General features: G+C 54.8%; 25 protein-coding genes and 1 pseudogene. 5 read left to right on the top strand and 21 right to left on the bottom strand.

The window, feature by feature from the left end:
• Window positions 1-57 precede the first annotated feature (57 nt).
• Both ABIE48_RS08050 and ABIE48_RS08045 read right to left on the bottom strand, forming a co-directional pair.
• Entirely contained in the window at window positions 58-711 is a 654-nt protein-coding gene (locus ABIE48_RS08050; protein WP_192714826.1) for a deoxynucleoside kinase, read from the bottom strand.
• Entirely contained in the window at window positions 698-1,336 is a 639-nt protein-coding gene (locus tag ABIE48_RS08045; protein WP_145022203.1) for a deoxynucleoside kinase, read from the bottom strand. The genes ABIE48_RS08050 and ABIE48_RS08045 overlap by 14 nt, the downstream gene beginning before the upstream one ends.
• Window positions 1,337-1,553: 217 nt before the next feature.
• On the opposite strand from ABIE48_RS08045, the gene ABIE48_RS08040 reads away from it, so the two are divergent.
• The 3 genes from ABIE48_RS08040 (at window position 1,554) to ABIE48_RS08030 (ending at window position 3,468) form a co-directional block, all read left to right on the top strand.
• Window positions 1,554-1,970, top strand: coding sequence for a BlaI/MecI/CopY family transcriptional regulator (locus ABIE48_RS08040; RefSeq protein WP_089546433.1), 417 nt, complete (start codon window positions 1,554-1,556; stop codon window positions 1,968-1,970).
• A 3-nt stretch (window positions 1,971-1,973) separates the two neighbouring features.
• Window positions 1,974-2,810 carry a M56 family metallopeptidase gene (locus ABIE48_RS08035; RefSeq protein ID WP_192714827.1) on the top strand — a complete coding sequence of 279 codons (837 nt, stop codon included), beginning with the start codon at window positions 1,974-1,976 and terminating at the stop codon, window positions 2,808-2,810.
• 103 nt (window positions 2,811-2,913) lie between these two features.
• Window positions 2,914-3,468 (top strand): DUF2231 domain-containing protein, encoded by a 555-nt coding sequence (locus ABIE48_RS08030; protein WP_192714828.1) that lies wholly within the window; start codon window positions 2,914-2,916, stop codon window positions 3,466-3,468.
• A 114-nt stretch (window positions 3,469-3,582) separates the two neighbouring features.
• On the opposite strand, the gene ABIE48_RS08025 is transcribed toward ABIE48_RS08030, so the two are convergent.
• From ABIE48_RS08025 to ABIE48_RS07960, 14 genes are all read right to left on the bottom strand, one after another.
• Complete coding sequence (locus ABIE48_RS08025; RefSeq protein ID WP_354518670.1) at window positions 3,583-5,211, bottom strand: sulfatase-like hydrolase/transferase; 1,629 nt, start codon at window positions 5,209-5,211, stop codon at window positions 3,583-3,585.
• Between the two features lie 166 nt (window positions 5,212-5,377).
• On the bottom strand, window positions 5,378-5,719 hold the full coding sequence (locus tag ABIE48_RS08020) for a DUF1801 domain-containing protein (protein WP_145022215.1): 342 nt from the start codon (window positions 5,717-5,719) through the stop codon (window positions 5,378-5,380).
• 37 nt (window positions 5,720-5,756) lie between these two features.
• Window positions 5,757-6,203: a YciI family protein gene (locus tag ABIE48_RS08015; RefSeq protein WP_192714830.1), complete on the bottom strand. Its 447-nt coding sequence runs from the start codon at window positions 6,201-6,203 to the stop codon at window positions 5,757-5,759.
• 119 nt (window positions 6,204-6,322) lie between these two features.
• Complete coding sequence (locus tag ABIE48_RS08010) at window positions 6,323-7,585, bottom strand: RNA polymerase sigma factor (protein ID WP_192714831.1); 1,263 nt, start codon at window positions 7,583-7,585, stop codon at window positions 6,323-6,325.
• Window positions 7,582-8,016 (bottom strand): YciI family protein, encoded by a 435-nt coding sequence (locus ABIE48_RS08005; protein WP_089546426.1) that lies wholly within the window; start codon window positions 8,014-8,016, stop codon window positions 7,582-7,584. The genes ABIE48_RS08010 and ABIE48_RS08005 overlap by 4 nt, the downstream gene beginning before the upstream one ends.
• Before the next feature lie 164 nt (window positions 8,017-8,180).
• Window positions 8,181-9,008 carry an alpha/beta fold hydrolase gene (locus tag ABIE48_RS08000; RefSeq protein WP_192714832.1) on the bottom strand — a complete coding sequence of 276 codons (828 nt, stop codon included), beginning with the start codon at window positions 9,006-9,008 and terminating at the stop codon, window positions 8,181-8,183.
• A 332-nt stretch (window positions 9,009-9,340) separates the two neighbouring features.
• Window positions 9,341-9,928 carry a hypothetical protein gene (locus ABIE48_RS07995; RefSeq protein ID WP_192714833.1) on the bottom strand — a complete coding sequence of 196 codons (588 nt, stop codon included), beginning with the start codon at window positions 9,926-9,928 and terminating at the stop codon, window positions 9,341-9,343.
• Window positions 9,929-9,930: 2 nt separating this feature from the next.
• Window positions 9,931-11,676, bottom strand: a complete 1,746-nt coding sequence (locus ABIE48_RS07990; protein WP_192714834.1) for a sensor histidine kinase — start codon at window positions 11,674-11,676, stop codon at window positions 9,931-9,933.
• Window positions 11,673-12,353, bottom strand: a complete 681-nt coding sequence (locus ABIE48_RS07985) for a response regulator transcription factor (RefSeq protein WP_192714835.1) — start codon at window positions 12,351-12,353, stop codon at window positions 11,673-11,675. Before ABIE48_RS07985 ends, ABIE48_RS07990 begins: the two co-directional genes overlap by 4 nt.
• Window positions 12,354-12,633: 280 nt before the next feature.
• Window positions 12,634-13,911: an erythromycin esterase family protein gene (locus ABIE48_RS07980; protein WP_192714836.1), complete on the bottom strand. Its 1,278-nt coding sequence runs from the start codon at window positions 13,909-13,911 to the stop codon at window positions 12,634-12,636.
• An 83-nt stretch (window positions 13,912-13,994) separates the two neighbouring features.
• Entirely contained in the window at window positions 13,995-15,086 is a 1,092-nt protein-coding gene (locus ABIE48_RS07975; protein ID WP_192714837.1) for a GerAB/ArcD/ProY family transporter, read from the bottom strand.
• 51 nt (window positions 15,087-15,137) lie between these two features.
• Window positions 15,138-16,355: a Ger(x)C family spore germination protein gene (locus ABIE48_RS07970; RefSeq protein ID WP_192714838.1), complete on the bottom strand. Its 1,218-nt coding sequence runs from the start codon at window positions 16,353-16,355 to the stop codon at window positions 15,138-15,140.
• 14 nt (window positions 16,356-16,369) lie between these two features.
• The gene (locus ABIE48_RS07965; protein ID WP_354518665.1) at window positions 16,370-17,974 is read right to left on the bottom strand and encodes a spore germination protein; all 1,605 of its coding nucleotides are present in this window, start codon (window positions 17,972-17,974) and stop codon (window positions 16,370-16,372) included.
• Window positions 17,975-18,249: 275 nt separating this feature from the next.
• Window positions 18,250-18,636 (bottom strand): DUF5684 domain-containing protein, encoded by a 387-nt coding sequence (locus ABIE48_RS07960; RefSeq protein ID WP_076168600.1) that lies wholly within the window; start codon window positions 18,634-18,636, stop codon window positions 18,250-18,252.
• 228 nt (window positions 18,637-18,864) lie between these two features.
• On the opposite strand from ABIE48_RS07960, the gene ABIE48_RS07955 reads away from it, so the two are divergent.
• The gene (locus tag ABIE48_RS07955) at window positions 18,865-19,491 is read left to right on the top strand and encodes a hypothetical protein (protein WP_354518662.1); all 627 of its coding nucleotides are present in this window, start codon (window positions 18,865-18,867) and stop codon (window positions 19,489-19,491) included.
• A gap of 12 nt (window positions 19,492-19,503) precedes the next feature.
• Window positions 19,504-19,722: pseudogene (locus ABIE48_RS07950) on the top strand (DUF4261 domain-containing protein); the annotation flags it as partial.
• Window positions 19,723-19,818: 96 nt separating this feature from the next.
• Here ABIE48_RS07950 and ABIE48_RS07945 read toward each other — a convergent pair.
• The 5 genes from ABIE48_RS07945 to ABIE48_RS07925 all read right to left on the bottom strand — a co-directional run bounded on the left by ABIE48_RS07945 (window position 19,819) and on the right by ABIE48_RS07925 (window position 24,127).
• Window positions 19,819-20,448, bottom strand: a complete 630-nt coding sequence (locus ABIE48_RS07945; protein WP_192714839.1) for a ferric reductase-like transmembrane domain-containing protein — start codon at window positions 20,446-20,448, stop codon at window positions 19,819-19,821.
• Complete coding sequence (locus ABIE48_RS07940) at window positions 20,448-21,398, bottom strand: FAD:protein FMN transferase (protein WP_192714840.1); 951 nt, start codon at window positions 21,396-21,398, stop codon at window positions 20,448-20,450. The genes ABIE48_RS07945 and ABIE48_RS07940 overlap by 1 nt, the downstream gene beginning before the upstream one ends.
• A gap of 29 nt (window positions 21,399-21,427) precedes the next feature.
• Window positions 21,428-21,751 (bottom strand): hypothetical protein, encoded by a 324-nt coding sequence (locus tag ABIE48_RS07935; protein WP_145022252.1) that lies wholly within the window; start codon window positions 21,749-21,751, stop codon window positions 21,428-21,430.
• Window positions 21,752-21,988: 237 nt separating this feature from the next.
• Window positions 21,989-22,930: a ring-cleaving dioxygenase gene (locus ABIE48_RS07930; protein ID WP_192714841.1), complete on the bottom strand. Its 942-nt coding sequence runs from the start codon at window positions 22,928-22,930 to the stop codon at window positions 21,989-21,991.
• 198 nt (window positions 22,931-23,128) lie between these two features.
• On the bottom strand, window positions 23,129-24,127 hold the full coding sequence (locus tag ABIE48_RS07925; protein WP_145022258.1) for a type I glyceraldehyde-3-phosphate dehydrogenase: 999 nt from the start codon (window positions 24,125-24,127) through the stop codon (window positions 23,129-23,131).
• Between the last annotated feature and the right edge of the window lie 2 nt (window positions 24,128-24,129).

Raw genomic sequence — 24,129 nt, 5'->3', positions numbered from 1 at the left:
CGTTTATAATCTAAAAAACGGACCACGCCCACTGGCATGATCCGTCTTCCTTTATAACTATAATTTTGCCGGCGTGCCTGCAATCGTTCGGCCCACTTGCGTCAAGATGTCGGACATGGACCGCTCGTCGTGCACATCATAATCCTCGATGTTCAGGCGCAGCACCGGGCAGGCATGAAATCCGTTAATCCAGACGGTATACCGTTCATGCATTTCTTCCCAATAAGACACGTCTGTCTGGATTTCCATCTCACGGCCGCGTTCCCGGATTCGGGACAGAATGGACGGCAGGCTCCCTTCGATATAGATCAGGACGTCCGGATGCGGAAAATAAGGCGTCATTACCATCGCCTCGAAGAGGCTGGTATATGTACGGAAATCCGTTTCGGACATCGTCCCTTTATCCGAATGCATTTTGGCGAAAATCCCGGTATCCTCATAGATGGAACGGTCCTGGACAAAGCCACCGCCGAGTTCGAACATGCGCTTCTGCTCTTTAAACCGCTCGGCCAGGAAATAGATTTGAAGATGGAAGCTCCAGCGCTCAAAATCGTGATAGAACTTCTCCAGGTATGGATTGTCGTCCACCTGCTCCAGCGAGGTTTTAAAGCCGAGCGAACCGGCCAGCGCCGCCGTCAGCGTCGATTTGCCGACACCCACCGTGCCCGCCACCGTAATGACCGCATTATCCGGGATATTATATGGATTCATACACAAGCTCCTTTATTTGTGAGGCTATCGTTTCAAATTGTTCCTCATTCTTGACGAAATCAACTTCGTCCCCATTAATCGTCAGCAGCACCGTCGATGCACCGTCTGTGCCGGCACTGAGTTTGCCCATCGCGGCATCATAGTCTTCGATCAGCTGCTTGAGATAGGCGGGATCCATTCCTTCTTCAAAAGGGCGGCCCCGCCGGGCGATCCGTTGCAGCAGCGTATCCAGGCTGGCCCGGATATAGATAATGACGTTCGGCTTCGGCAGATCGCCGGTCAGCACCTGATAGATTTGCCGGTACTTCTCCCGCTCGACGCCGTGCAGCGTTCTTTCGCTGAAAATTAAATTTTTATACATATGATAATCGGAGATAACCGGCTGTCCCTTGCCGATATAGCCGTTCACCGTATGGGTGAGCTGCTTGTACCGGCTGCACAAAAAGAACATTTCGAGCTGAAAGCTCCAGTCCTCCATATTCTCGTAAAATGACTCGATGAACGGATTTTCCTCCACAATTTCCTTCACCACCGGAAAGCCCAATCTGTTAGCCAGCATCGCAGCCAGCGTGGTTTTCCCCGCTCCAATGGGCCCTTCCACGGCGATAAACGGCACCTGTTTCATGAATGGTGTGACTCCCTCCCTACGGTATGCCAAAAAAAACGACTTACCTATTGTATCACAGCAGCGTCCGTTTGCTAGAAGAACTTTTCTTGAAATCATATCCTTTAACTGCACAGGTTATGCAGGCGTTGAAGGCCTGGAGAGCCAGTGCTCCGGTCCTGGTTGACGGGCATGCCAACATAACACTATAATTTGTAGTGTAAAGGGAGTGCGCTGTATGAAGATGAACAAGTTCAATTATCAAGGACGGGGATTGGAGCGATTCTTCGGCCCGCTTGAAGCCAAGGTCATGGACGTGATCTGGAGCCGCCTGGAGGCGGTGACCATCAAGGAAGTGAACGCCAAGATCAGCGAAGACAAGCCCATGAGCTTCAACACGATCATGACAGTCATGAACCGGCTTGTTGACAAGGGAATTCTGCAGAAGAAGCTTCAGGGGAAATCTTACGTGTACAGCCCCGTTCTGACGAAGGAGCAGTTTCTGGAGGAACAATCGAAAGAGCTGTCCTACGATCTGGTTAAGGAGTTCGGTTCCCGGGCCGTCGCCCATATGATCGATGCGATGGAACAGGTGGACCCTGACCTGCTCGACCAGCTGGAGAAGCAAATCAAACAATGGAAAAAGGATCGGTAAGCCATGTGGGAAAAGCGATCGAAAGGGATGCTCGCCTTTGTCATGCTGACGGCCGGCTTGGTCTACGCGCAGATGACGCTGTTTGTGGTTCAGTTTATTTTCCATGTCCGCATGCCGGCGAACCTCTTTAATGTCTGCATTGAATTTTTGCGATTCATCGGGTTCCCGGTCCGGATCAATGTCATGCTGTTTTTGCTGCTTACCTCGCTCCTGCTGTCGCTTGCCGTCTGGCTCCGGGAAGGCATCGCTTCGTTCCGCTGGAGGAAGCTTCTGCACCGCTGCCTGGATCCCGACTTATCGCAGGCGATCGGCGAAGAGCACGGTCTTGGTCCCCAAGCTTTAACTGTGATCGATCATCCGGATCAGGTAGCCATGACGGTGGGACTGCTGCGGCCCCGCATCGTCCTGTCGACAGGCCTCATATGCGAGCTGAGCGAGAGCGAACTCGCGGCCGTCATAGCTCACGAGAAGTACCATTTGAGCGAGAGGCATCCGCTTAAAATTTTTCTGCTGACGCTGGTCGGCACCACGTTCTGGTACATACCGATCTACCGCTGGCTGATCGGCAAATACAAAATGCTGATCGAGCTGATGGCCGACCGGCAGGCCGTTCGCGCCACCGGAAGCGTCGCCGATCTTGGCAGTGCCCTGCTCGTGATGCTGAAGCGGGGGACATCCGCCACGCTGGTACCGAGCAGCGCGTCGTTTGCCGACAACGCGATCAATCTGCGCTTGAAGCTGCTGGTGGATCCGCACTTTAAGCCGCCGCTGCGTCCGCCGCTCATCCCCTGCATCGTCTCACTGATCGCATTCGTATTCGTCGTATTTGGCATCGGATAATGCGGTGAAACAACGCCTTGCCGTTTCATATCAGGCAGCGGCGTTTTTTCGGAAACTTGAAACTACATTATGTAGTGTTAGTTGAAATTGAGGAGGAATGGTGATGAATTATTTATGGGATAACAAGCATTTTATCATTACGCATTTTCCGATCGTGCTCCTGCTGTTCAGCTTGCTGTTTGATCTGGCTGCACTGATCTGGAAAAAACGGGAGTGGCATTCCGCAGCCCTCATCTGCCTCATCATCGGCACGGTCAGCACGGTCGCTGCGGTATTGACCGGACCGAAAATGATGCGCAATCCGAACGTAGAAACTCATGCAATGTACGGCGTCTATACAATGTATTTGGCGATCGCGCTGTGCATCGTCCGCGGAGCGATTGGGCTCTGGAAGAAGCGGGACGTCGGCAGAAACCCGCTGTACCTCGTGGTGACCCTCGCAGCCGTCGTCCTGGTGATGTATACCGCCCATCTCGGAGGAGAGATGGTGCACCGTCCATTCGAGCCCGGGCAGTTCCCTCAAGGGCAGATGGGCGGCGGTCAAGGCCAAGGAGCCTCGGCCGGGATGCCGGGCGGGCAGGGTGTGCCCGGGGACCAAGGCGGCGAGCCGCCGGCAGCCGGAAGCGCCAGCGCTTCCGGATCAGATTCGGCGGAGTAAGTTCCTATTTCCGCCAGGCTGCACTCCCCTTAACGGCAAAACAGCGGTCCCCGGTGCATCCGGTTGGGGCCGCTGTTTTTTGGTACGACGAATCCATGCCGTTGAATGTTCCGCTCACCGTGCCGGATGATCCGCTGCAGGCTGCTTGATCTGCTCTTTGCTTCCATCCTTCCCCGCTTTTCCGTTTGAACTCGGCTTGGCACGGGGGCCGGCTGGCCCATCATTGCCTGCCTGCTTTTCACCCGGCTTTGCTCCCGGCTTGGTTTCCGCTTTAGGCGGCGCTTTGGCCCCCGCGGGCTCCTGCTTCGACTGTGATTCCAGCTTGACGCCGGGTCTGGCAGGCAGACGCTTCACGTACCGGTCCGACAGCCCCATCCGCTTTTGAATAAATTCAAAGTCCGGTCGATACCGCTCGACGTTCTGCACCGGCAGCAGCGTTCGGAGATCGTATGCTTTTCCGTCCTCAAATCCGTTTTTTCCAGCGACAAACACGATGTCGTCATTAAAAAAGGAGCCGGCCGGCATGTAATACCGCGATCCGACAATATTGTGACCGACGTTGGCCAAATCGTGGCCGAATGCGGTAAATTTCTCCTGTTTCAAATCAATGCCCATCACATTGGCCACTGTGGGCAAAATATCGATCTGCCCTCCGGTCCGCTCGATCCTCTTTCCTTCGTGCTGGCCGGGCAGGTGGATGATCAGCGGCACATTGTACGTGCTGATGTGCTTATGGTACGGAATGCCGAGCGCTTTGCTGACGGTGGCGGGGCGATGATACCTTTTATGAAGGCCGAAATGGTCTCCATAGATCACGACTACGCTTGTATCCCAGAGCCCCGATCTTTTCAGCTTGTCGATAAAAGTCCCCAAGGCATAATCGGTATAGTTGACGGCCGTCAAGTAGTCCCCTAGGCGCCGATCGGCGAAGTCGTCGGGAAGATGAAGACGCTTGTCGGCTTCTTTAATTTTATAAGGGGAATGGCTCGTCACGGTGACGAATTGGGCGTAGAACCGCTTGTCCAGCTTTCGCATCGTTTTCATTTTTCGGATACCGACCCGGAACAATTCCTCATCCGATGCCCCGAACCGGCTGAATTTGACCTTGCTGAAATAGGGCTTGTCATAATAGGCGTGAAACCCCAGCGCCGGATACATTTGGTCCCGGTTCCAGAAGGTCACGTCATTGACATGGAACGTCGCCGTAACGTAATTATTCCTGCCCAACAGCTTGGCGAGGCTCGGCAGCTTTCGGTCGGCATACGTTGTAGACATGGCTGAGAACCCGATGGGGTAGATCGACGTGCTGGCGGCAAACTCGGCGTCTGACGTATTGCCTACTCCGATTTGCTGGAATATGTATGGAAAATACAAGCTTTCTTTGGACAGCTGTTTCAATACCGGCGCTACCTTCTGCCCCTGAACCGACGCATTCAGCACAAAATTTTGAAAGGATTCCAGCTGAACGACAATGAGATTTTTGCCCTTTCCGGCCCCCCAATAGGATCTGGCACTGCCCTCGGGAGGCTCCCCAAACGGATAAGTCCGGTCGAGCTCTTCGAGTTTTTCGGGAATCGTTTTTTCGCGCTGGGGCTTAACCTCTTTTTGTGTCAACGAATGCGGCTTGGTTTCGGGCTGCAGCTTGGCCGGAAGGTTCCGGTAGAGCAGGACCGCGCCTGCAATCAATGCAGTCGACAGGGCGGCGGCAATATAACGGGCATAACGAGACTTGAATCGGTTCATCAGCTCTTTAACCACTCCAAGAAGCAAAATATGGCGGTCAATCCTGGACCTGTTATAGGGTGTCCCATCCTGCCCGAATGAATCCCGGTTCTGCGAAAAAAAACAAAAAAACCCTTGGCATTCAAGGGTTTGGATTTCCATACCGCGTCGGGTCTAAGGATAACATTTACAGCGTTTCGGCAGCCTGGCTGAGCCAAGCCGACAGCTGACCGGCATCAAACGAGTCCCCTTTGCGCAGCTTCATCGTTTTTCTTTCCGCCGGTCCCTCAAACATGCCTTCCGGAAGGTCCAGCCCGTCCGCATTAAAGATCGTAAAGCTGACCGCATCCTTCGAGGCGGAGATGACGGCAGCGTATTTTCCGTTTTTCAAAAAATGGGGTTTCTTGTACTGGATGCGCTCGCTCACGTCCGGCAAGGCCTGATGGACCACTTCACGCAGACGGGTGGACAGCTCGTTTTGCCACGGTTCTTTCAACGCTTCAATATAATCGACGACTTCCTGACTCATTTATGATTCGCTCCTTTGTCAACGATGAATGGGTTGCTTATAAAAATTTCTGCATCTGATTCAGCATACGGACCTGCTCCTGCAGGTCGGCTTCCAGGGCCAACACCCTAGGATTCCGGTCTTCCTGAGCCCATTCCCTGAGCTCGCGGACATCTACTTCGCTGCCCTCACAGCCTTCGGGTACCGGCATCTTCATAGCCCATTCCACCGCCTCGTCCGCCGTTTCCGCCTCGATGACTACGTATCCCGCGATGAGCCGATGATCCACCGGGAATGGACCGGGGCAGACCTCCGGAATTCCGTCACGGCCCGTAAGCCTGATTCGGACCCCGCTTGAACTGGGCTGGAGCTCCTCGGCAGCGAGGAGCTTGCCTGCCTGTGCCAACGCCTTGCGAAATTCGGCCATCCCTTCCTCGAACCGGCGCGTGTGTAAAATACCGGCTTCCGACAACCCGTTTGCCCTAACGATCAACATAAATCTCATGAACGTTTCCCTCCTTGTTGGAGGAAGACTGAAGGCCACGATTTCCTGCCCTTCTTATTCTTCCACCTGCTATAACGACGAATGGGAACGTCCTTCATCGACATGCAGCAGCAAAATAATTAATTTGCTGAACCGCCGCACTCCGCGGCCCGCTTCAAGAGCAGCTGCTGCTCACGGCTATTGCGGGTCATGGCGGCCGCCCGTTCGAATTCGGAGCGGGCTTCGTCCATCCTTCCGAGCTTGGCCAAAAGGTCGCCGCGGACGCTCGGCAGCAGGTGATACTCTTTCAGGGCAGGTTCGTGCATCAGTTCATCGACAAGCTGCAGTCCGAATGCCGGACCGAAGGCCATCGAAATGGCCACCGCCCGGTTCAGCTCGACGATCGGAGAGGGCGCCACCCTGGACAGCGCCTCGAAGAGGGCAGCGATGCGGGCCCAATCCGTGTCCGCTGCAGCAGGCGCCTGCGCATGACAGGCGGATATCGCCGCCTGAAGCGCGTAAGGACCGAGCGGGCGGCCAAGCTTCCGGCACCGCTCCAGCGCCGCCAGCCCGCGGCGGATAAGCAGCCTGTCCCACTGCGCCCGATTCTGGTCCATCAGCAGCACCGGCTCGCCGGAAGAACTGACCCGGGTCTTGAAACGGGAGGACTGGATTTCCATCAAAGCCACCAATCCGTGAACCTCCGGTTCCTCCGGGGCAATCTCGGCTAGAACGCGTCCAAGCCGCAGCGCTTCCTGGCAGAGCAGCGGGCGGAGCCAATGGTCTCCGGTCGTCGCCGAGTATCCTTCATTAAACATCAGGTAGATGACCTCAAGTACGGCGCTCAAGCGCTCCTGCAGCTCCTCTCCTGCCGGAACCTCAAAAGGAACCTTCCGGCTGCTTAAGGTTCGTTTGGCGCGGACGATCCGCTGGGCGATGGTCGACTCTGCGGTCAGAAAGGAACGGGCGATTTCATCCGTGGTCAGGCCGCATAACAGGCGAAGCGTCAGCGCAACCCTGGCATCCTGAGACAGCACCGGATGGCAGGTCATAAAGATCAGACGGAGGAGATCGTCGCCGATCTCCCCGTCCATATTCCGCTCCAGGTCATCTTCGGTATACAATTCCGTTGTCTGTGCCATCTCCGCGTATTTCTCGTCCCGAAGCTTGTTTCTGCGCAGCAGATCGATGGCCCGCCGTTTGGCCGCCGTCATCAGCCAGGCGCCGGGATTGTCGGGAATGCCGCTTTCCGGCCACCGCTGAAGGGCGATCACCAGGGCGTCCTGGGCCAAATCTTCGGCCAGGCCCACATCCCGGACCATTCGCGTAAGACCGGCGATCAGCTTCGGGGATTCAATCCGCCAGATGGCGTCAATGGTCCGGTGCGTTTGGGATGAAGTCACGCTTTTCTTTGCTCCTCCAGCTGTTGTCTGAGCGCGTTCTCCTTGGCGATCGCTTCCGGATTATCCGTCAGGTCCTCCACCTCAAACACCTGTCTCAGCTCAATTTGACCCTGGCCAAAACCGTGGGGATCCGGCATCCGCAGCGCCCACTCGATCGCTTCCTCTCTCGATTTGACTTCGATCAGGGTGTATCCCGCGATCATCTCCTTAGCTTCGGTGAACGGACCGTCAACCACTTTCGGTTTGCCGCCGGGCTCCGGATAAGAAATGCGGATTGCACTGGAGCTCGGATGCAGGCCATCGCCTCCCAGCAGGACGCCGGCTCTGGCCAGCTCCTCGTTGTAGCGGTGCATGGCTTCGATTAACTCCGGACTTGGCAGAACTCCCGCCTCGGAATCCGTTGTAGCTTTGACGATCATCATAAATCTCATGTTTAATTCCTCCTTGGATTGGATGAAGCCGCCGCCGTGCTCTTCACAGCTTCCCTATTTCAGCTTCTATCATTTCGACGAACGGGAGAGACTGAAATCGACATCAGCGCTTCACTTTTTATTAATTTTTTAATTCTTTTGGTATGGAGCGTTCAAACATGCCTTTACATGCCGGATGCCTGCGCCTTGTCTGCAAAAAATGCGGACAGCTCCGCCGCAATTTTGGGAGCATCCAGTTTTTTCGTATGGCCGAGCCCTTTCTTACTCAGCAGGATGGCGTTAGGCAGCCCTTGAGCCAGCGCACCAGCGGTATGGCGGAGGGAGAGCGGACTGTCCGGCCCTTCCAGAACAAGCGTCGGCATCGTCACGCGGCTCCACTGTTCAACAGGCAGCGGTTTGCCGTCCCAGTAACCGTCAAGCAGCGCGGCATCATAGGGCAGCGTGTGGGCCACCGCCATCAGGTTCGCCCACACCTTCGGCATCATTCGCATCATGCTGACGACGAACCCGGGGGCTCCCATCCCTTTGGTCATAAAATACTTGATCGCCTCGGCGCGCCGCCCGCTGCGGATCAGCTCCGTCACCTGCGGTATAAAGTCCTGCGGCGGCTTCCGGTCCGAGTCATCAACCACAAACGGCGGTTCGTGGAGGGCAAGCTTCGTGATGGCCGCCCCTCCGGCGGCTGCCTCAAGGGCCAATACGGCTCCCGAGGACAGCCCCCAGACATACGCGGAGCCTCCGGCCGCTTCGATGACCGCTTCCAAATCCTCAATCTCGCGTTCCACGGAGTAAGGCTGGGAATCCCCGCTGTCTCCCCGCCCGCGGCGGTCGTAGTTATATACGGTAAACTGGCTGGACAGCAGCTGGGCCAGCTGAACCTGTGCCGGAAATTTGCGGTAGCTGAACGCTCCCGCCACCAGGATGAGCGCAGGTCCCCTCCCGGTCCGGTCGTAAGCGATCTTGGTTCCGTCTTTTGAAATGACAGTGTGCATGAGAATAATCTCCTTTTTCATGGTTTCTATATAGACGACGAACGGACGAAACCCGGATCGACATATCTTCAAAAAAAGTTTTCAACATGTTGTTCAGACCTTCCCTTTCCGAATGGTAATCACCCGCCGGTTGGATTCTGCACGCCTAATTGTTTTCGGCAGCGTATGCCCGATTTCCTCCCCTGTTCACGGAGTGCTGCCGCCATCCTAGAACCTTAGGGAATCCCTTTTTGCACGCAAAAAGCGGCCGCCGGGAAATCCCCTTCGGCCGCTTTTCTGATCAGTCAAACCATTACAATTATCCATTTCTAGTTTTCGAACGCTTCATCGGATCATTTCAACGTAATGGTCTTCTGCCAGGTTAATGTTTTGCCCTGATCGTTCGTGAATGCAAATTTCACTTGGCCTTCTTCTCCCTTCAATTCATCGGGATAGAAGAAGCCCATGAACTGGCCATCGCCGCTGATGTAAAACCCATCCTCTCCATTTTGCCCATGCTCTATGGCCTCCTGGAGCGTATTCTTGATTTGGTGCTTAGCCGATAACCACTGCATCTCTGTAAGCATATAACCTTCAGGCAGCTTGTTGATCGCGAAATCGAAGCTGTTGCCCGTTGTCGGCTTCGGCGTTTGATCTATAATGATCAGAATGGCTTTACCCGCGTCTTCCTCTCCGGATGGCCCGCCGTCTTTCGTTCCGTTATCCTGGGAATCGGCCGGCGTCTGCGCCTCCGTGTTACCGGCAGCGTCCGAATCGGCGCCGGAGCCTGCTGACGGCACCTGAGCCCCAGAAGAGCCTTCCTGACCTGCTCCGGCAGACGGCGATCCGCTATCCGGTGCCGCCGTATTTTTCGCCCCGCACGCACTGGTCATTAGTAATAACAGTAGTGCAGAAGCCAAATAGATCGATTTAATGGTCATGACTACGCGTCTCCTTTGGATTCGTTTAATGTAAAATAAAATGCAACGCCTTCGTTGGTATTCACGGCGCCAAAATTTGCGCCATGCAGCTCCAGAATATGCTTCACGATCGCAAGCCCAAGACCGGTTCCTCCCGATTTGCGGTCACGCGAGCGCTCGGCCCGGTAGAACTGGTCCCAGATCCGCTCTAAATCGCTTGCCGCGATATGCGGTCCGGCGTTTTCGATCACTGTCGTAATTTGCTCCGGATAAGACCGGTGAATCCTCACAGTAATCACGCTGTCTTCTACGGCATGACGGATCGCGTTGCTCAGCAAATTGAGCAGCACCTGCTCCATCCGCCTGGGATCCGCTTGCACCCATATTTCCAGGGAATCGGTCTCCAGCTTTAATTCAAGCCGCTTTTGTTCAAGCTGCCTTGCAAATGAAGCGGACGCCCTCTCTGCCAAATCCGGCAGGGACAGATTTACCGGATGCAGCTTCACAGCCTTGACTTCAAATTTGGTCAGCTCCAGCATATCCATGATAAGCGCGTTCATCCGATCGGTTTCGTTCACGATGAGCGACAGGTACCTCTCCCTTTTTTCGGCCGCGACTCCGTCCTGAAGCCCTTCCGCGAATCCCTTCACAATGCCGAGCGGCGTCTTCAGCTCATGCGAAATATTAGCGACCAGCTCCTTGCGCAGCTCCTCGGACCTTAGCTTCTCCGTCAGTTCCTCCTGAAGCCGTTCATTCGTGCGGTTCAGCTCACTCAAGGCCGCATCCAGGTTGTGGGATAACGAACTCAAGTGACGGGACAGTTCCCCGAATTCGTCCCTGGACCGGATTTCCGGCTGTCCGGTGAAATCCAGCCGCGCCAAGCGGGAAGCGGTCCGGCTCAGCGTGATGAGCGGACGGGCGATCATCCTGGAATAGATCAGTGAAAATAGAATCACGAGAACAAGAATAATCGGCGCGATGACAATGTAATATTTCTTTAAAATATCCACCGCTTCCCCGACGGGCTGCATCGATGTCATCGCCATCAAATACCGGCTCCCTCCTCCGTCTGTCAAGGGCTGCATCATGACCGCATACTGAACTCCACTCCAAGGATCTTTCCAACTCTGCTGAAACTTCGATCCGTTTTGCAGTTTTTGCTCATACGGAACCCCCTGGCCGTTCCAATCCTTTAGTACGTCATCGGCCAAAGCGTCCTGGTACAGCGGATTATATGACCGCTGCTCAGGAAGCATGAAGTCCGTCACCTTGCCGGTTACCCGTGTCAACCCCTGTTCCGGTTCTTGATCAACTGGTTGAAAATCAACAGGCTGCATAATGGTGTCGTCTTCGTCCATGAAAATGCCGTCGACCGTCAGCATCCCTCCGAACCGAATCCCGCCCGGAATCTCGTCGGTTGTCATCCCTTCCGCTGGAATAGGAAGGGTCACCACTTTGTTGGCTGCCTGCAGCACTATATAGTACGGATTGATAGCGTTCCGCTGAAACTGACGTGTCAGAACCCAGACACTCGCATCATGTTCGTTCATAAATTCACCGAGAAGCCGAGAGACCTTGAATTCGTCTCCTTCCGTCTGCTCAAACTGCCGGGCGAACTGATCCATCCCACGCTCCAAGGCCCCCAGTTTCGAGGATCGGTAAAACCGCTCGAAGAACAGTCCTTCCGCCAGCATCACCAGGGAAAACACCACCAAAATCAGCACGGATGTGACGGCGAACAGCTTGAACACAACGCTGCGTCGACTCATTCGTCCATATCGAATTTATAGCCCGCACGAATCAAGGTCCGGATATATCGGCCTTCGTCTCCCAGTTTGGCTCTTAATTTTTTGATATGGGTATCCACCGTCCGTACATCTCCCAAATAATCGTACCCCCATACCGCATCCAAAATCGATTCCCTGGCCAGAACCCTGCCATAGTTCTTGATGAGGTAAAGCAGCAGCTCGTACTCTTTCGGAGACAGATTCAATTTGACATTCTCTACGGTTACGGTATGTGCCGCACGGTTTACCGTTATTGCTCCATATACCAGCACATCAGGACTCAGCCCAACAGTTCCTTCCGTTCGTTTCATTAAAGCGGTTACCCGGGCGACGAGTACCCGGGGACTCAACGGTTTGGTCACATATTCGTCGGCTCCGAGCTCAAAGCCCATCACTTGGTCGTCATCATCGGACCGGGCGGTAATCATGATGATCGGTACATCCGACTTCTCGCGGATTCGGCGGCATACCGACCAGCCGTCCATTTCCGGCATCATAATGTCGAGCACGACCAGATCGACGGCTACTTCCTCGAACTTCTCCAGCGCGATTTTCCCGTTCTCCGCTTCATAAACGTCCCACTGCTCCTTTTTGAAATAGTCGGTAATAAATTCGCGCATCAGCATATCGTCTTCTACCAGCAAAATTTTACGTCTCATCCCGTTCACTCCGCATCTGTATCTATGTTGTGTGATGTCGCTGCTTATCCATGGATCGGTTTCGTTGATTCCATGTTATCACATGTTCTTGATCCGGTACGGGAATGCTCCGTATACATCGCAGCTTGGACCCTGCCTAACCTTTTTATTTCTCTCTACATCCGTCATTATAAAGGCACCCTGTGTACTTCGTGTGAACACGGAATGAACTTGGGGTGTCTATGAAAATAGCCGCCTTTGATCCATCATAGGCGGCTTTTGCAAATTTTAATATGAACCTTCAAACCATCAGCGGCAGTGCCAGCGGTTCTAACGCATGGGTTTCATGGATAAAGACGAACGCTTCGTAACGCATCGGCATGCGCGACGGAACGTAATTCCCCAGCTCATACCCGGGGTCATAGACGACGCCGATCGCCCGGTGACCGAATACCTCCCGCAGCTCCGGCTGGGTATCGGCGTCGAACAGCAATAGCATGTTCTCGCCTCCGCCTGCACGGGCCAGCAGGTCTTCCCAACTGCCCCGGATGGCGGCCGGAACTTCCATGACCTCCACGGGCGCACCCCAGGCCGAGCCTGCCAGTACATGCCCGTGATGGGTGCCGAAGCCGACGCTGAACGTCTGGGCCGGACGGTAATATTCGCGGACGAGCTGACCTACGTTGACCATGCCGTCAGCCGCCATGTCCGTTGCGCGGGCGTCCCCGATATGGGTATTATGCTCCCACAGCACAGCCTGGGCATCCGGCCCGTGATAATCGAGCAGCTGCCGGAGCGCCCGAACCATATGACGGTCCCGGACGTTCCAGGAATCGGGTCCTCCGCGGACCATGGTCCGGTAATAGTGCTCCGCGTCGGCGGCCGCCGTCGTGTTCATCATGGCGTTCAGCTCCGCTTCGCTCTGCGGATGGCCGAGCCTGGTGCGCTGCATTTCATGCAGCAGCGCCACGATCTCCTCCTCACAGCCTTCCCCGATCAGTCCGGCGGAAATGCCATAGGACTGCGAGTCGTCCCCATAAGGCTCAAAGCAGCCGAACGCCTGCAGCGCCGTATCCAGGAGAGGCGACTCCGTTTGCTTCAAATAATCGACGATATGCTGCATGGATTCCCACAGGCTGTATACGTCGAGGCCGTAAAAGCCGATCCGTTCCCCGGCGGGCCGCTCCAAGTTATAGCTTCTGAGCCATTCGATGAACGCTTCCATTTCCCGGTTGGCCCACATCCAGGACGGCCATCTGTGAAATGCCCGCAGCGCCTCTGCCGCCGTTTTGGCTTCGTTATCCTCCAAATCCTTGACGTACTTGTTGACTTCGTAGCAGGAAGGCCAGTCGCCCTCCACAGCTACAAACCGGATCGCCTTGCTTGCGATCAGCCGTTTTGTTATCTCAGCGCGGGTCGTATAAAATTCGGACGTCCCATGCGAAGCCTCGCCGAGCAATATTAACCTCGCATCCTTGGCGGCTTCGACCACCCGGTTTAAATCTTCCGGGCTGTGGTAAGGCATGGCCTCGCGGCGGATTCGCCGGGCTGAAGATTCCGATTGCAGCAGTTGTTCCATTTTTCATCCCCCTTTAGGACAGATACGGATAGGGTATCCACCTCCGCAGCGGGATTATGTGCATATCCCAATGAAATCTTCGCCTAGGCCGGCTTCCGCTTCTTTTTGCCAATCAGCATCGCAATGACCAGTATCCCGGGAATCACCAACTGCGTAATCGGCATCAGCTGCTCTACGGTCAGCTTGAGACCAGCCCTGAAATATTCCGTAAACGTGGGTGATAAATACGTGAGACCAAATACGGTCAATGCCAGCGGGATGATCCACAGCTTGTAGCGGATTCCGGTGATGCGCTGAAGGCCGATGCCTGCCCCAATCAGTAAGAAATTAGCCTTCATGCCGATGCCCATGAACAAGAGCAGAACAAACAGCGCGTCGGCTCTCTCAATCACGTTGGCCACCTCCATCATCTGTACGACCATAAACAGCGGATACGTGCCGATGGTGGCAATCTCGGGACCGAGAACGAGAATAACCAGCTGGTTTAGAACGGTCAAAAAAACAGCTGTAGCCAGAAAGGATACGATGGTGAGCCTGCCGAGATGTTTGCCCTTCTGAGCATATTTAAAATAAACCAGAAACAGGACCGTCTGCCCGAAAGGAAACGATACGATGTTAGGCATGGCCGCCCGCCACACTGGAGCGAATCCGTTCTCCAGGACAGGAAACATGAATTTAGTGTGCAGCAGCCCCGTCAAAGGGACCATGACTAAGATCAATACATATCCGAACGCCATGACATAGGCATAAATCACGCCCAGTCTGAAAGCCGCCCGTGGCCCAAGATAGGTGATGTACGACCCGATAAGCACCGAAATGAAAATAATGATCGACATCGGTGTCCGGTTCAGCATCGTTTGAACGGCCAATTCGCCGATATCGCGAAAATTTCGGGAGGCTTCATAAGCAAAATAAGCGGTAAGTGCAAACGCAGCAACCCATCCGAATATGCTGCCCAAGTAATGCCGGCACATCTCGAACAGATCCCTTTCCGCATCCAGGCGGTACATCAGCAAATAAACCAGAAGCAGCAGCAGCCCTGCCCCGGCGCCAAGAAGCATGGCGATCCAGGCGTCCTGCTTCGCCTCTCCCCCTAACAGGAACAGGGTAGTGCTTCCTACTTCATACAAAGACAACGATATGGCAATTTCAGAAGCACGGGTCGTTCGGATCATAGGATACTCCTTCTGCGTACTCAGTTCTCTTGGGCTGCCCGGAGACAAATATTACTTCATCAGTTGTATCGTCTTCTGGATAAGTCCCGGCCGGCGGATGGTTGCCTTGACCTGGACCTGAATATCCATGCGTTTAAATTGTTCCGGCCATGTGGCCTGCATCTTCCTCCACTCTTTGGGAAATCTGCGGTGAATGATGTCGGCGTAACCGGTCACGTCAATTCCCATCTGACGCACAGCATCCCAACCGGTAGACATCTGATCACGGACTTCCGCTTCGATGCTCTTCTCCATTTCACGGATGACCTCCGGTTTGGACAAGTCCTCGCTGCACGTGGATTCCATTAAATTCCCATTCAGTTTGACGTTAACCAGCATCGTATAATGCGTGCCGGCATGGACGGGCCTGAGCTTCGTTTTCGCAGAGGTGATGATGATCGAATTATGCTTGTTTTTCGCTTGGGGACAAGAAAAGGATAGTTCGGTCCCCTTCACTTGATCGGTAAGCCACGACAGTCCCATGCTTTCTCTGCCGCTCAGATACCCCGCCAATCGGTCCCCGTTGAATACGCCAAGGCGGGTCAGCCTCAAGGAAAGCGGAGGTGAGGTATCTTTGAGGACATCGAGCGAATGCAGCTTCTCCTTATTCTCCTCCGTGTCCTCACCCACAAAAGTAGCTACAGGTATGCCGATGCTTTTGGCATCCGAATGCAGGCTGAGCGCCAAATCAAAGATCGTTTTTTTCGGAAATATCGATATGAATTTTGATTCTTTTCCCATAATATCGCTGTAGCTCGCACCCGGCAGCTTTTCGGGAGGAACCATTTTCTTCAGCAGATCCTTCGCCTTTCCGTCGGTGATCAGCAGCTCTACGCTTTCACGCGATTCCGAATTGCGCAGGAACAAATCAACCAGCTCGCCAAGCCCCTGCTCTGCCGCTTCCCTGCCGACCACAATCACTTTGGCGTGAGCGACATACAGCTTTCGGGAGGCTTCCAAATTACTCTTCATTCGGGCGCCGAAAATAGTATCGGAAACCATGGAAAACACATAAATGGCCGGCTGTGAGCCCATCCCGGCCGAGCCGCCCGTACCGGAGGCCATGGAGGACGGGATGATCGTCTGATAGCTGATTTCCCATTTGTCCCCTACTCGGTCGATGCCGCCGGCTACCGTAATTCTCAGGTCGTTCAGCTCAGCCCGGTTCCAGCAGCCTGTCGTAAGCAATAGGCAAGCCATCAGCACCAAGCAGGCAATCCGTCTTCTCATCCCCATCCCCCTTCCTAGGCCAATGGATCCCTCGGGCGCCCGACCTCACGTTCTGCGAACGACTTCTTGTCTTTCGGCTGGCGCATCCGGTTCTGGTCCCCGATGCCTATTGGACGCGTGCGCAGCTTCCACCAGGGCGCCCGAATCATCTGGTCCTTTTGGTTCGTTTTGTTAAAAGGCGATGACGGCATGAGATAAGGTACGCCAAACGATTCGAGTGAGGCCAGATGCGCCATCAACGGAATCAATACCCCAAGCACCCCGACCAGCCCGAAGCTTCCGGAAAATATCATCAGTACAAATCGGAGAAGGCGGACGGACGAAGCAAAGTTAATCGCCGGAAGTGCAAAATTGGAAATCGCCGTAAAGGAGACGACAATGACGACGGCTGCCGATACCAGTCCCGCCTGGACCGCGGCCTGACCGAGCACTAATGCGCCGACGATAGAAATGGCCGGGCCGATCGCTCTCGGCATCCGGACGCCTGCTTCACGAATTACTTCAAAGGTCAGCTCCATCAGCAGCGCTTCGACCAGCGTCGGCAGCGGCGTAATTTCCCGCTGTGCGGCCAATGAAATCAAAAGCGGCATGGGAAGCAGTTCCTGATGGAAGGTGGTTAAGGAAATAAAAATCGATGGAAGAAGCAGGGCGGTGAAAAACGAGATCATCCGGACGAGGCGAAGAAAGGAAGAAATATCGAATCGTTGATAATAATCTTCGCTGGAGGTCAGGAAACGGTAAAAGGTAACGGGAGCCGTTAAAACAAAAGGTGTACCGTCCACAAAGACGGCGACCAGTCCCTCCAGCAGCCCGCCGGCGACCGTGTCGGGCCGCTCGGTATTATATATGGTCGGGAAGGGCGACTGAACGCCGTCCTGTATCATTTCCTCAATATACCCGCTCTCCAGAATCCCGTCGATTTCAATACTCTGGATCCGCGATGTCATTTCCTTGACGACCTCTGGGTTTGCGATCCCTTCGATATAGGCGATGGATACGTTGGTGCGCGTATAGGTTCCGATGACATACGATTCAATGGTCAAATGCGGTGATTTGATTTTTCGCCGGAGCAGGGCGATATTGGTCGTGATATTTTCCGTAAACCCTTCTTTCGGGCCCCGGATCACCGTCTGGGAAGAAGGCTCCTCTACTGATCTCCGGGAACCTCCATCGATATATACGGCGAAAGCTTCCCGCATGCCTTGAACGACAATAACGGCCCTCCCGTCCAGGACCGAATGGATTAAATCTTCCTGCGTGCAAATGACCCGAACATTCCCCATGGCCAGCTGGTTTTTGAGCCAATCGGCAGATGCCTTGTCCGCCCGAAGCAAATTATCTAACTTCAAGCGATTCAGGTTTTCCAGCAATTTGGAAAGGAGCAGCGGATCTACCAGGCCGTCGATATAGCTGACGATGACTTTATAGTCCGATTCTTGATCATCTGCGAGATGATGGATGACAAAATCCGTATTTTTGCCCATGGATTGTTTGAGCAGCTCTAGACTGTCGGATAGTTCTTCGCTCAGGGGCTTCCCCTTAGAAGAATCCTGATGTTGCTGCTCCCGCTCAGGCCGGGGATAGGTATACAGAAACTTTTTCAGCCGCTGAATAAACAATGGTAAAACTCCTTCGAGAAATGATTACCATTATTTTGCTGTTTCCCCTGTTTTTTATGCATCGGGCTCCCTTGCCCGGTAACATCTCCGATATCCGAAAATGCAAAACCGCCCCCTAACGGGAGCGGTCACGGTCATTGTGTGCATTTTTACCTCGATGATTTGGGCCCGACCCGATTACGAATCATGCCCTGCGTTGTTAAATTTTAGAATCACGCTTCAGTTCTGTCGGTATGTAAGCAAAGATCCGGTCAGAGCCCAAGAACGATTTCTGCTTAAAAAGCGGCTGTTGGCCCTGGGGGAACCGGCGGATTGTACAGCTGGTAAGTCGTCTTGCTGGAATAGCCCCAAACCATCCACAGAATCACATATACCGGGGACAGGAAAATGGCAAAAAGAACGTAGGCCCCGTTCTTGCCGAACGCGTTCAGCAGCTTCACCTGCCAGATAATAGCGAACACGATATTGGCAATCGGCACCAGTGTGATCAGGATCCACCATGCACTCTCCTTGATCAGCTTCAACTGGAGAATATAATTCAAAATCGGGACAAACGCAAACCACGCGATGTCGTCCCTGCCCGCCTTTTTGGCAAGCTGGAAATACGCGCCGCAAATGGCGATATATATTGCTAGGTACAGCACAATCATGACAACGATCATTAAACATCCTCCTGAAAATTGGGTATAGAGGTAAAAATGCACTTCTCTTTATTCGATGCGTTTCATCAAATCCCTTCTTTAATTGTGCTTTTTTCGACATAAAACTACGTCCCGGGACCGATGCGTTTTCGGAGCACTCCGATTTCAGCCGGGCCTTTTATAACTTATTGCCGGCCTTCGGTTTTATGACATCCAGCGAGAACAGTACAGCGATAGGAGAAGAGGAACATGACGAGTGAGGTAGCTCAGGAAGAACAAAGCTTTGGCTTCTCGCGGGTATATGCAGTCGAACTGAAATATCGACACAAGCCGGAAATCGACCGAAGCCGTTTGTTTGCAAGCATGGAGCGTTACACCGGCTCCACCCAGCAAGCCGGAGAACGCGAACATGCCGGCCTTGCGGTGTGGGAGCCGGATGAGTCCGGTCCGGATAATCTGCTGCACTTTTTTCACCTGGATTATAAGGTTGCCTATTCGGAAGGCGAGATGCCGGCGCAAACCAGCCTGATGCCGGTCCAAAACCGCCCGGTAGACGACTACGCCACCGCCGTTCAGCAGTCCTGGCTGCTGCTCACCGACCTGATGGCTTCGGGACTTATGCCCCAAGACAGATTACAGCTGATGACCGGCGCCCTGCGGGCCGTGCTGGAGGCGGCTCCATGCGACGCCGTCTATTTCCGGGCCAGCGACAAGCTTGTCGAGCCGCAGGCGTACCTGGCGGCGGTGGAACAAGGAGAGCTGCTGTACGGCGCGATGAACATCCGCTTTTATAACGTGGAAGGGACCGGGAGCGGGCGCAATGAAGGGCTGATGGATTCGCTTGGGCTGGCGGCGCTCGGGATTCCCGACGTCTAATGCCACTTCTTTGACCTCGACCCTTCCAAGCTGGCCGGCCAGCTGATGGATGTGGCGTACTATTTATTCCGGCAGGGAGACGTGATCGAAGACGGCGAAACGATCGGCTTCACCGAAGAGATGCGCTGGCGCTGCGAGCATCAATATGCGCTGGCCGAGCCACAGCGCGTCGTGCTCGACATCGATCCAGGCGCCCCCTACTACGCCGGACGGCAGGAGAACAGCCGCTAAATGGCCCGAACCCCACGAATATGAACTCTTGATAACATCCGAATAACGCTTGATCATGCTTAACAGGCGGAGCGCAGAAGCACTCCGCCTGTCCTATTAGCGTGAAGAAGGAATTTGTTTGATGCGGGTTTTCCCGCCTTCCTGCACCACGATCAGTCTCCCTCCGCCCTTTCTGCGAGAAGCGGCGACCCGGTTCACCAGCAGGATGAGCACCGTCACGCCGGTCACCGCATAGAGCACAATCACGGGAGCCTGCCGGCTGTCCGTTCCCAGCATGATCCCATGGACCAGCGCCATCAAATAGGTGGGCATCGCCAGAAAGTGAATTAAGCGCCATGCCTTTTTGCCGAGCTTCTTCATCAGATCCGAGCTGATGATCAGCAGCAGCATCAAGTACAGCGACAAAATCCCCAGCCCCACCCACAACCGGTCGCCGCTCGCCTTAAAGGGGATCAAAAGATCCGCCAAGGAATACCCGGCATACCGGTCGAACAGGAGAACGAGTCCGTGAACCATGCCGAATAACAGACCGAACCAGCCGCACCATTGATGCACCATGTTCAGCTTCGCTTTAACCGGCCCTTTGGCCCACGCCCCTCCCTGCAGCAGTCCTGCCGCAACAGAAGCGAACAGGAGCATATAAGAGGTCAGACCCGCCGCCCTCGTCGTGACCCACACCGATAAAATTTGACTGATGCCGCTGCCGAAATGATGAAAGACCGCCATCATCCCGCCTCCTTTCCATTCTCCTGTCGATATGCTTCGATGAATCCCGCCGTACAGACGGAGCCGTCTTCGCAGACGAGTACAGCCGCCGCGGCGGGATGTTTGCGTTCAAGCCATGCCGTCCCGGCCTGCAGGCCAAGGATCAGCAGGCATTTGGCATAGACCTCGGCCGCCGTCAGCGACGGGTGGATGACCGTCGCCTGCACCACATCTGTCAGGCTCGGCATCATCGTGCGGGGATCGAGGATGTGATGCCGCTCTTGTCCTTCCCCGCCCAGCCATTTCCGCTTTAGCCGGCTGCTTGTGGCAACGCCCGCGTTACTGCGGATGACGAGCGAGTCAATGTCGCGGTCCAAAGCGAATGGATCCGCTATGTTAACCTGCTGCGGACGGTCCTCCCCGCCCCACAGCATCATGTCCCCGCCGGCGCTGACCGCCCCGTGCGCAATGCCCTTTCTGCGCATCATGCCCGCGAACTTCTCGGCGCTCCAGCCCTTGGCGATGCCGCCGAGATCCACCGACCATGCCGGAGGCAGCTCGATGCTGCGAAGCACCGGGTTCAGCTTGGCCCCGATCTTCGGGCCAAAAGCGCCCAGCAGCCTTGCATTAGCCTCCGTTCGGTCGGGTGCCTGTGAAGAAAACTCCTCCGCGGCTGTCTCTCCGAAACTTCGGCCGTAGCCCAGATCAGTCAGGAGCTGTCCGAGAAAAGGGTTAAACAACCCGTCGGCCCTATGGTAATAATCCACCGCCACGCTGACGGCTTCGAACAGGATCGGCGTCGCCATAAACGGCCTGCCTGCTGAACGGTTCAGCCGGGACAGCTCGCTGCCCGGGTCGAAGCGGGTCAAATGCTTTTCTACAAAAGCAAACCAGGACTCCGCTTCCCTCTGCTCCGCCTCAGACAGTCCATGCGTGACGAATTTTGTGTTCATCGCTCTGAATGTATGCATCTTCAATCACCTCCGTCCACCGCCTGCCGCTAGGAAGCGTGGGTGCGCATGGAGCCTTCACCGCTGCTGCTTTGCCCGGAGTCGAAGTCCATGCCCGACCGGGAGCGGCCGCCCATAAATCCGCGTTCCTGCCCGGAGAACCCTGCGTCCCCGCCGGAAGCTTCGTCCCGCCATTGGTTCTCGACGTCGCCGCTCGAGTCGTCTTGTCCCGCTCCGAAGATCGGGGAAGCGCTCGCTACATTCCCTGCAGCAGTGTCGGCCGGATTAAATTTGGAGATATATCCTACGAAACCTGTAAACATGACCACACCCGCCATGCCTGCCGTCCATTTGATCCATTTGGAATTTGCCATATACAGACCACCTTGTTTCAAGTATGTTCATTCCCGTTATGCTGTCATTGTACGGGGCGATGGTGAAAAGATGGTGAAAAGCCAAAGTCTCACAATAAAGTCTAGCGTTCAGGCAGAAGATGGCCAAAAAAAAGATGACCCCCGTCCTTGCAGGGATCATCGATGGCCGGCGATACTACACAGCCCTATATTCGAATGCTGATTGTTTCACGGTATCGCACACCGCCTGTTTCGCGGTCAATTCCATACTTTCTCGGTCGTAACCGGCTCTAACCGGGCCTCAATGTCACCGCGCTGCGGTTCAAACCATTCCGGCAGCATCAGCTTGCGTCCCAGCGCATCCGGGGCTTCGTCCCGGGCGAATCCAGGAGGATCCGTCGCAATCTCAAACAGGATTCCGCCGTGTTCCCTGAAATAGATGGCTTTAAAATACTGGCGGTCCTTTATCGGAGTGACGTCAAAGCCATTGACCGACACGCGTTCCCTCCACGCTTCATGCTCCGCGTTATCGCTTGCCCGCCAGGCGATGTGATGTACGGTTCCGGCAGTGCCATGTCCCGCTTCCATGTTCACCATACGGACATCGATCAGGTTGCCGAGCTCAGCCGTCGCTTGAAAACGGGCGTATCCGGCGTCTTCCCCGATTTTGGCCAGTCCGAGAAGGTTCTCCAGCACGTCGATTGTGTCGGCATATGCCTCGCTGAACAGAACCGCGCCGCCTAATCCCTTGATAGCCTGGTCATCCGGAATGCTTTCAAGCGGGCTTGCGCCCCTGGCTCCGTCTTCCCGCTCAACCAGTTCCAGGCGCAGTCCGTCCGGATCCGAGAATTGAAGATAGCTCTCGCCAAACCGCTTGCTGCTTGCTGCATCCCGTCCGAACCAAGCAAGCCGTTCCTGCCAAAAATCGATGGATCCCGGTGGAATGACAAAGGTCACGATGCCCACCTGACCGCCCCCAATCTGCCCTTGCCGGGCCCGAGGATAGGGAAAAAAGGTCAGGATCGTTCCCGGAGATCCCGCCGGGTCGCCGAAATACAGGTGATATACCGTAGGATCATCGAAGTTGACCGTCTTCTTCACCAAGCTGAGTCCGAGGATGCCGCTGTAGAAATCAATCGTTTCCTGGGGATTTCTTGAAAATGCCGTAATGTGATGAATACCTGCCGTGCGTGTGAACATCTGTATCGCTCCTTTAGGATTTTGGGATCCGGGTTTTTATTTCGAATTTATTTATCTTAAATTAAAGATAAATGATGTTCTTCTCATTGTCAATCCATTTTTTCGGAGCGAATCCGATCCGTCCCTTTCTCAAGCAAATTAGGGCCGCCGGCACTCACCGGCAGCCCCTGTCCTCTGTAACTGCAATCCTATTTCATGCTATTTCCCTGCCAAATAAGCAGCAACTTCCGCCAATCTGGAGGCATAACCCCATTCGTTATCGTACCAAGTGGCGACGGACAGCATTTCCCCCTGCACCTGGGTTAACGGCAGGTCGATAATCGAAGAGTGCGGATCGGCAACGATACGTGACGAAGCCCATTCCCCTTCCAAAACGTCGAGCACACCCTTCAAATCGCCTTCGCTTGCGGCCTGCCGGAACATATCATTGATCTCCTGAACGGTACAAGACTTCTCCGTGATCAGGTTCAGCTCGGCAATGCTGCCCGTACGCGTCGGAATGCGGTACGCTTTGCCGGTAATTTGCAGATCGTTCCAGATGAACTTGAGCGCTTTGGCGGCGCCGGAAGACGACGGAATGATGTTTTCGGCCGCAGCCCAGGAATCACGGCGGTCCTTCATCGGCTGATCGGTTAACGATTGCGTGTTCGTATACGAGTGTACCGTGGAGAACAAGCCGTATTTGATACCGTAGTTTTCCCGGACCAATTTGACGACCGGAGCCAGCGCATTCGTCGTGCAGCTCGCCATACTGATGATTTTATGCTTTTCCGGATCGAAGCTGTCGAGATTGATTCCTTTCAGCAGAACGGCGTCGCAGTCATCAAGCGTTTTGCTTGGTCCGCTGACCAGCACCCGTTTGGCGCCCCGCTCCAGGTGCTGTTCGGCCACAGGCCGCGTCACGGCCCGCCCGGTGCAGTCGACGACCAGGTCGACGCCGAGCTCACCCCAATGAGGCACTTCCTTGGCCGAATTCAAATACCGAATATCCCGGCCGCCGATCACGATCGCGCCCTCGCCGCCCGATACGTTCTCAGGCCAGCGCTTGTAGTTGGTGTCCACTTCAAACAGCGCCGCCAGCGTCGCTTCATCTTTGATATCGGAGATGGAATAAGGAACAAACAAGTTTTGTTCCAACGACGCCCGAAGCAGCTGTCTTCCGATCCGACCGAATCCATAAACCGCAATGTTACCCATAA

The sequence above is a fragment of the Paenibacillus sp. OAE614 genome (assembly GCF_040546645.1).
GTDB classification, from domain to species: Bacteria; Bacillota; Bacilli; order Paenibacillales; family Paenibacillaceae; genus Paenibacillus_AQ; species Paenibacillus_AQ favisporus.
Note: the sequence above shows the minus strand (reverse complement) of the source record. Positions and strands in the feature narration are given on the sequence as shown.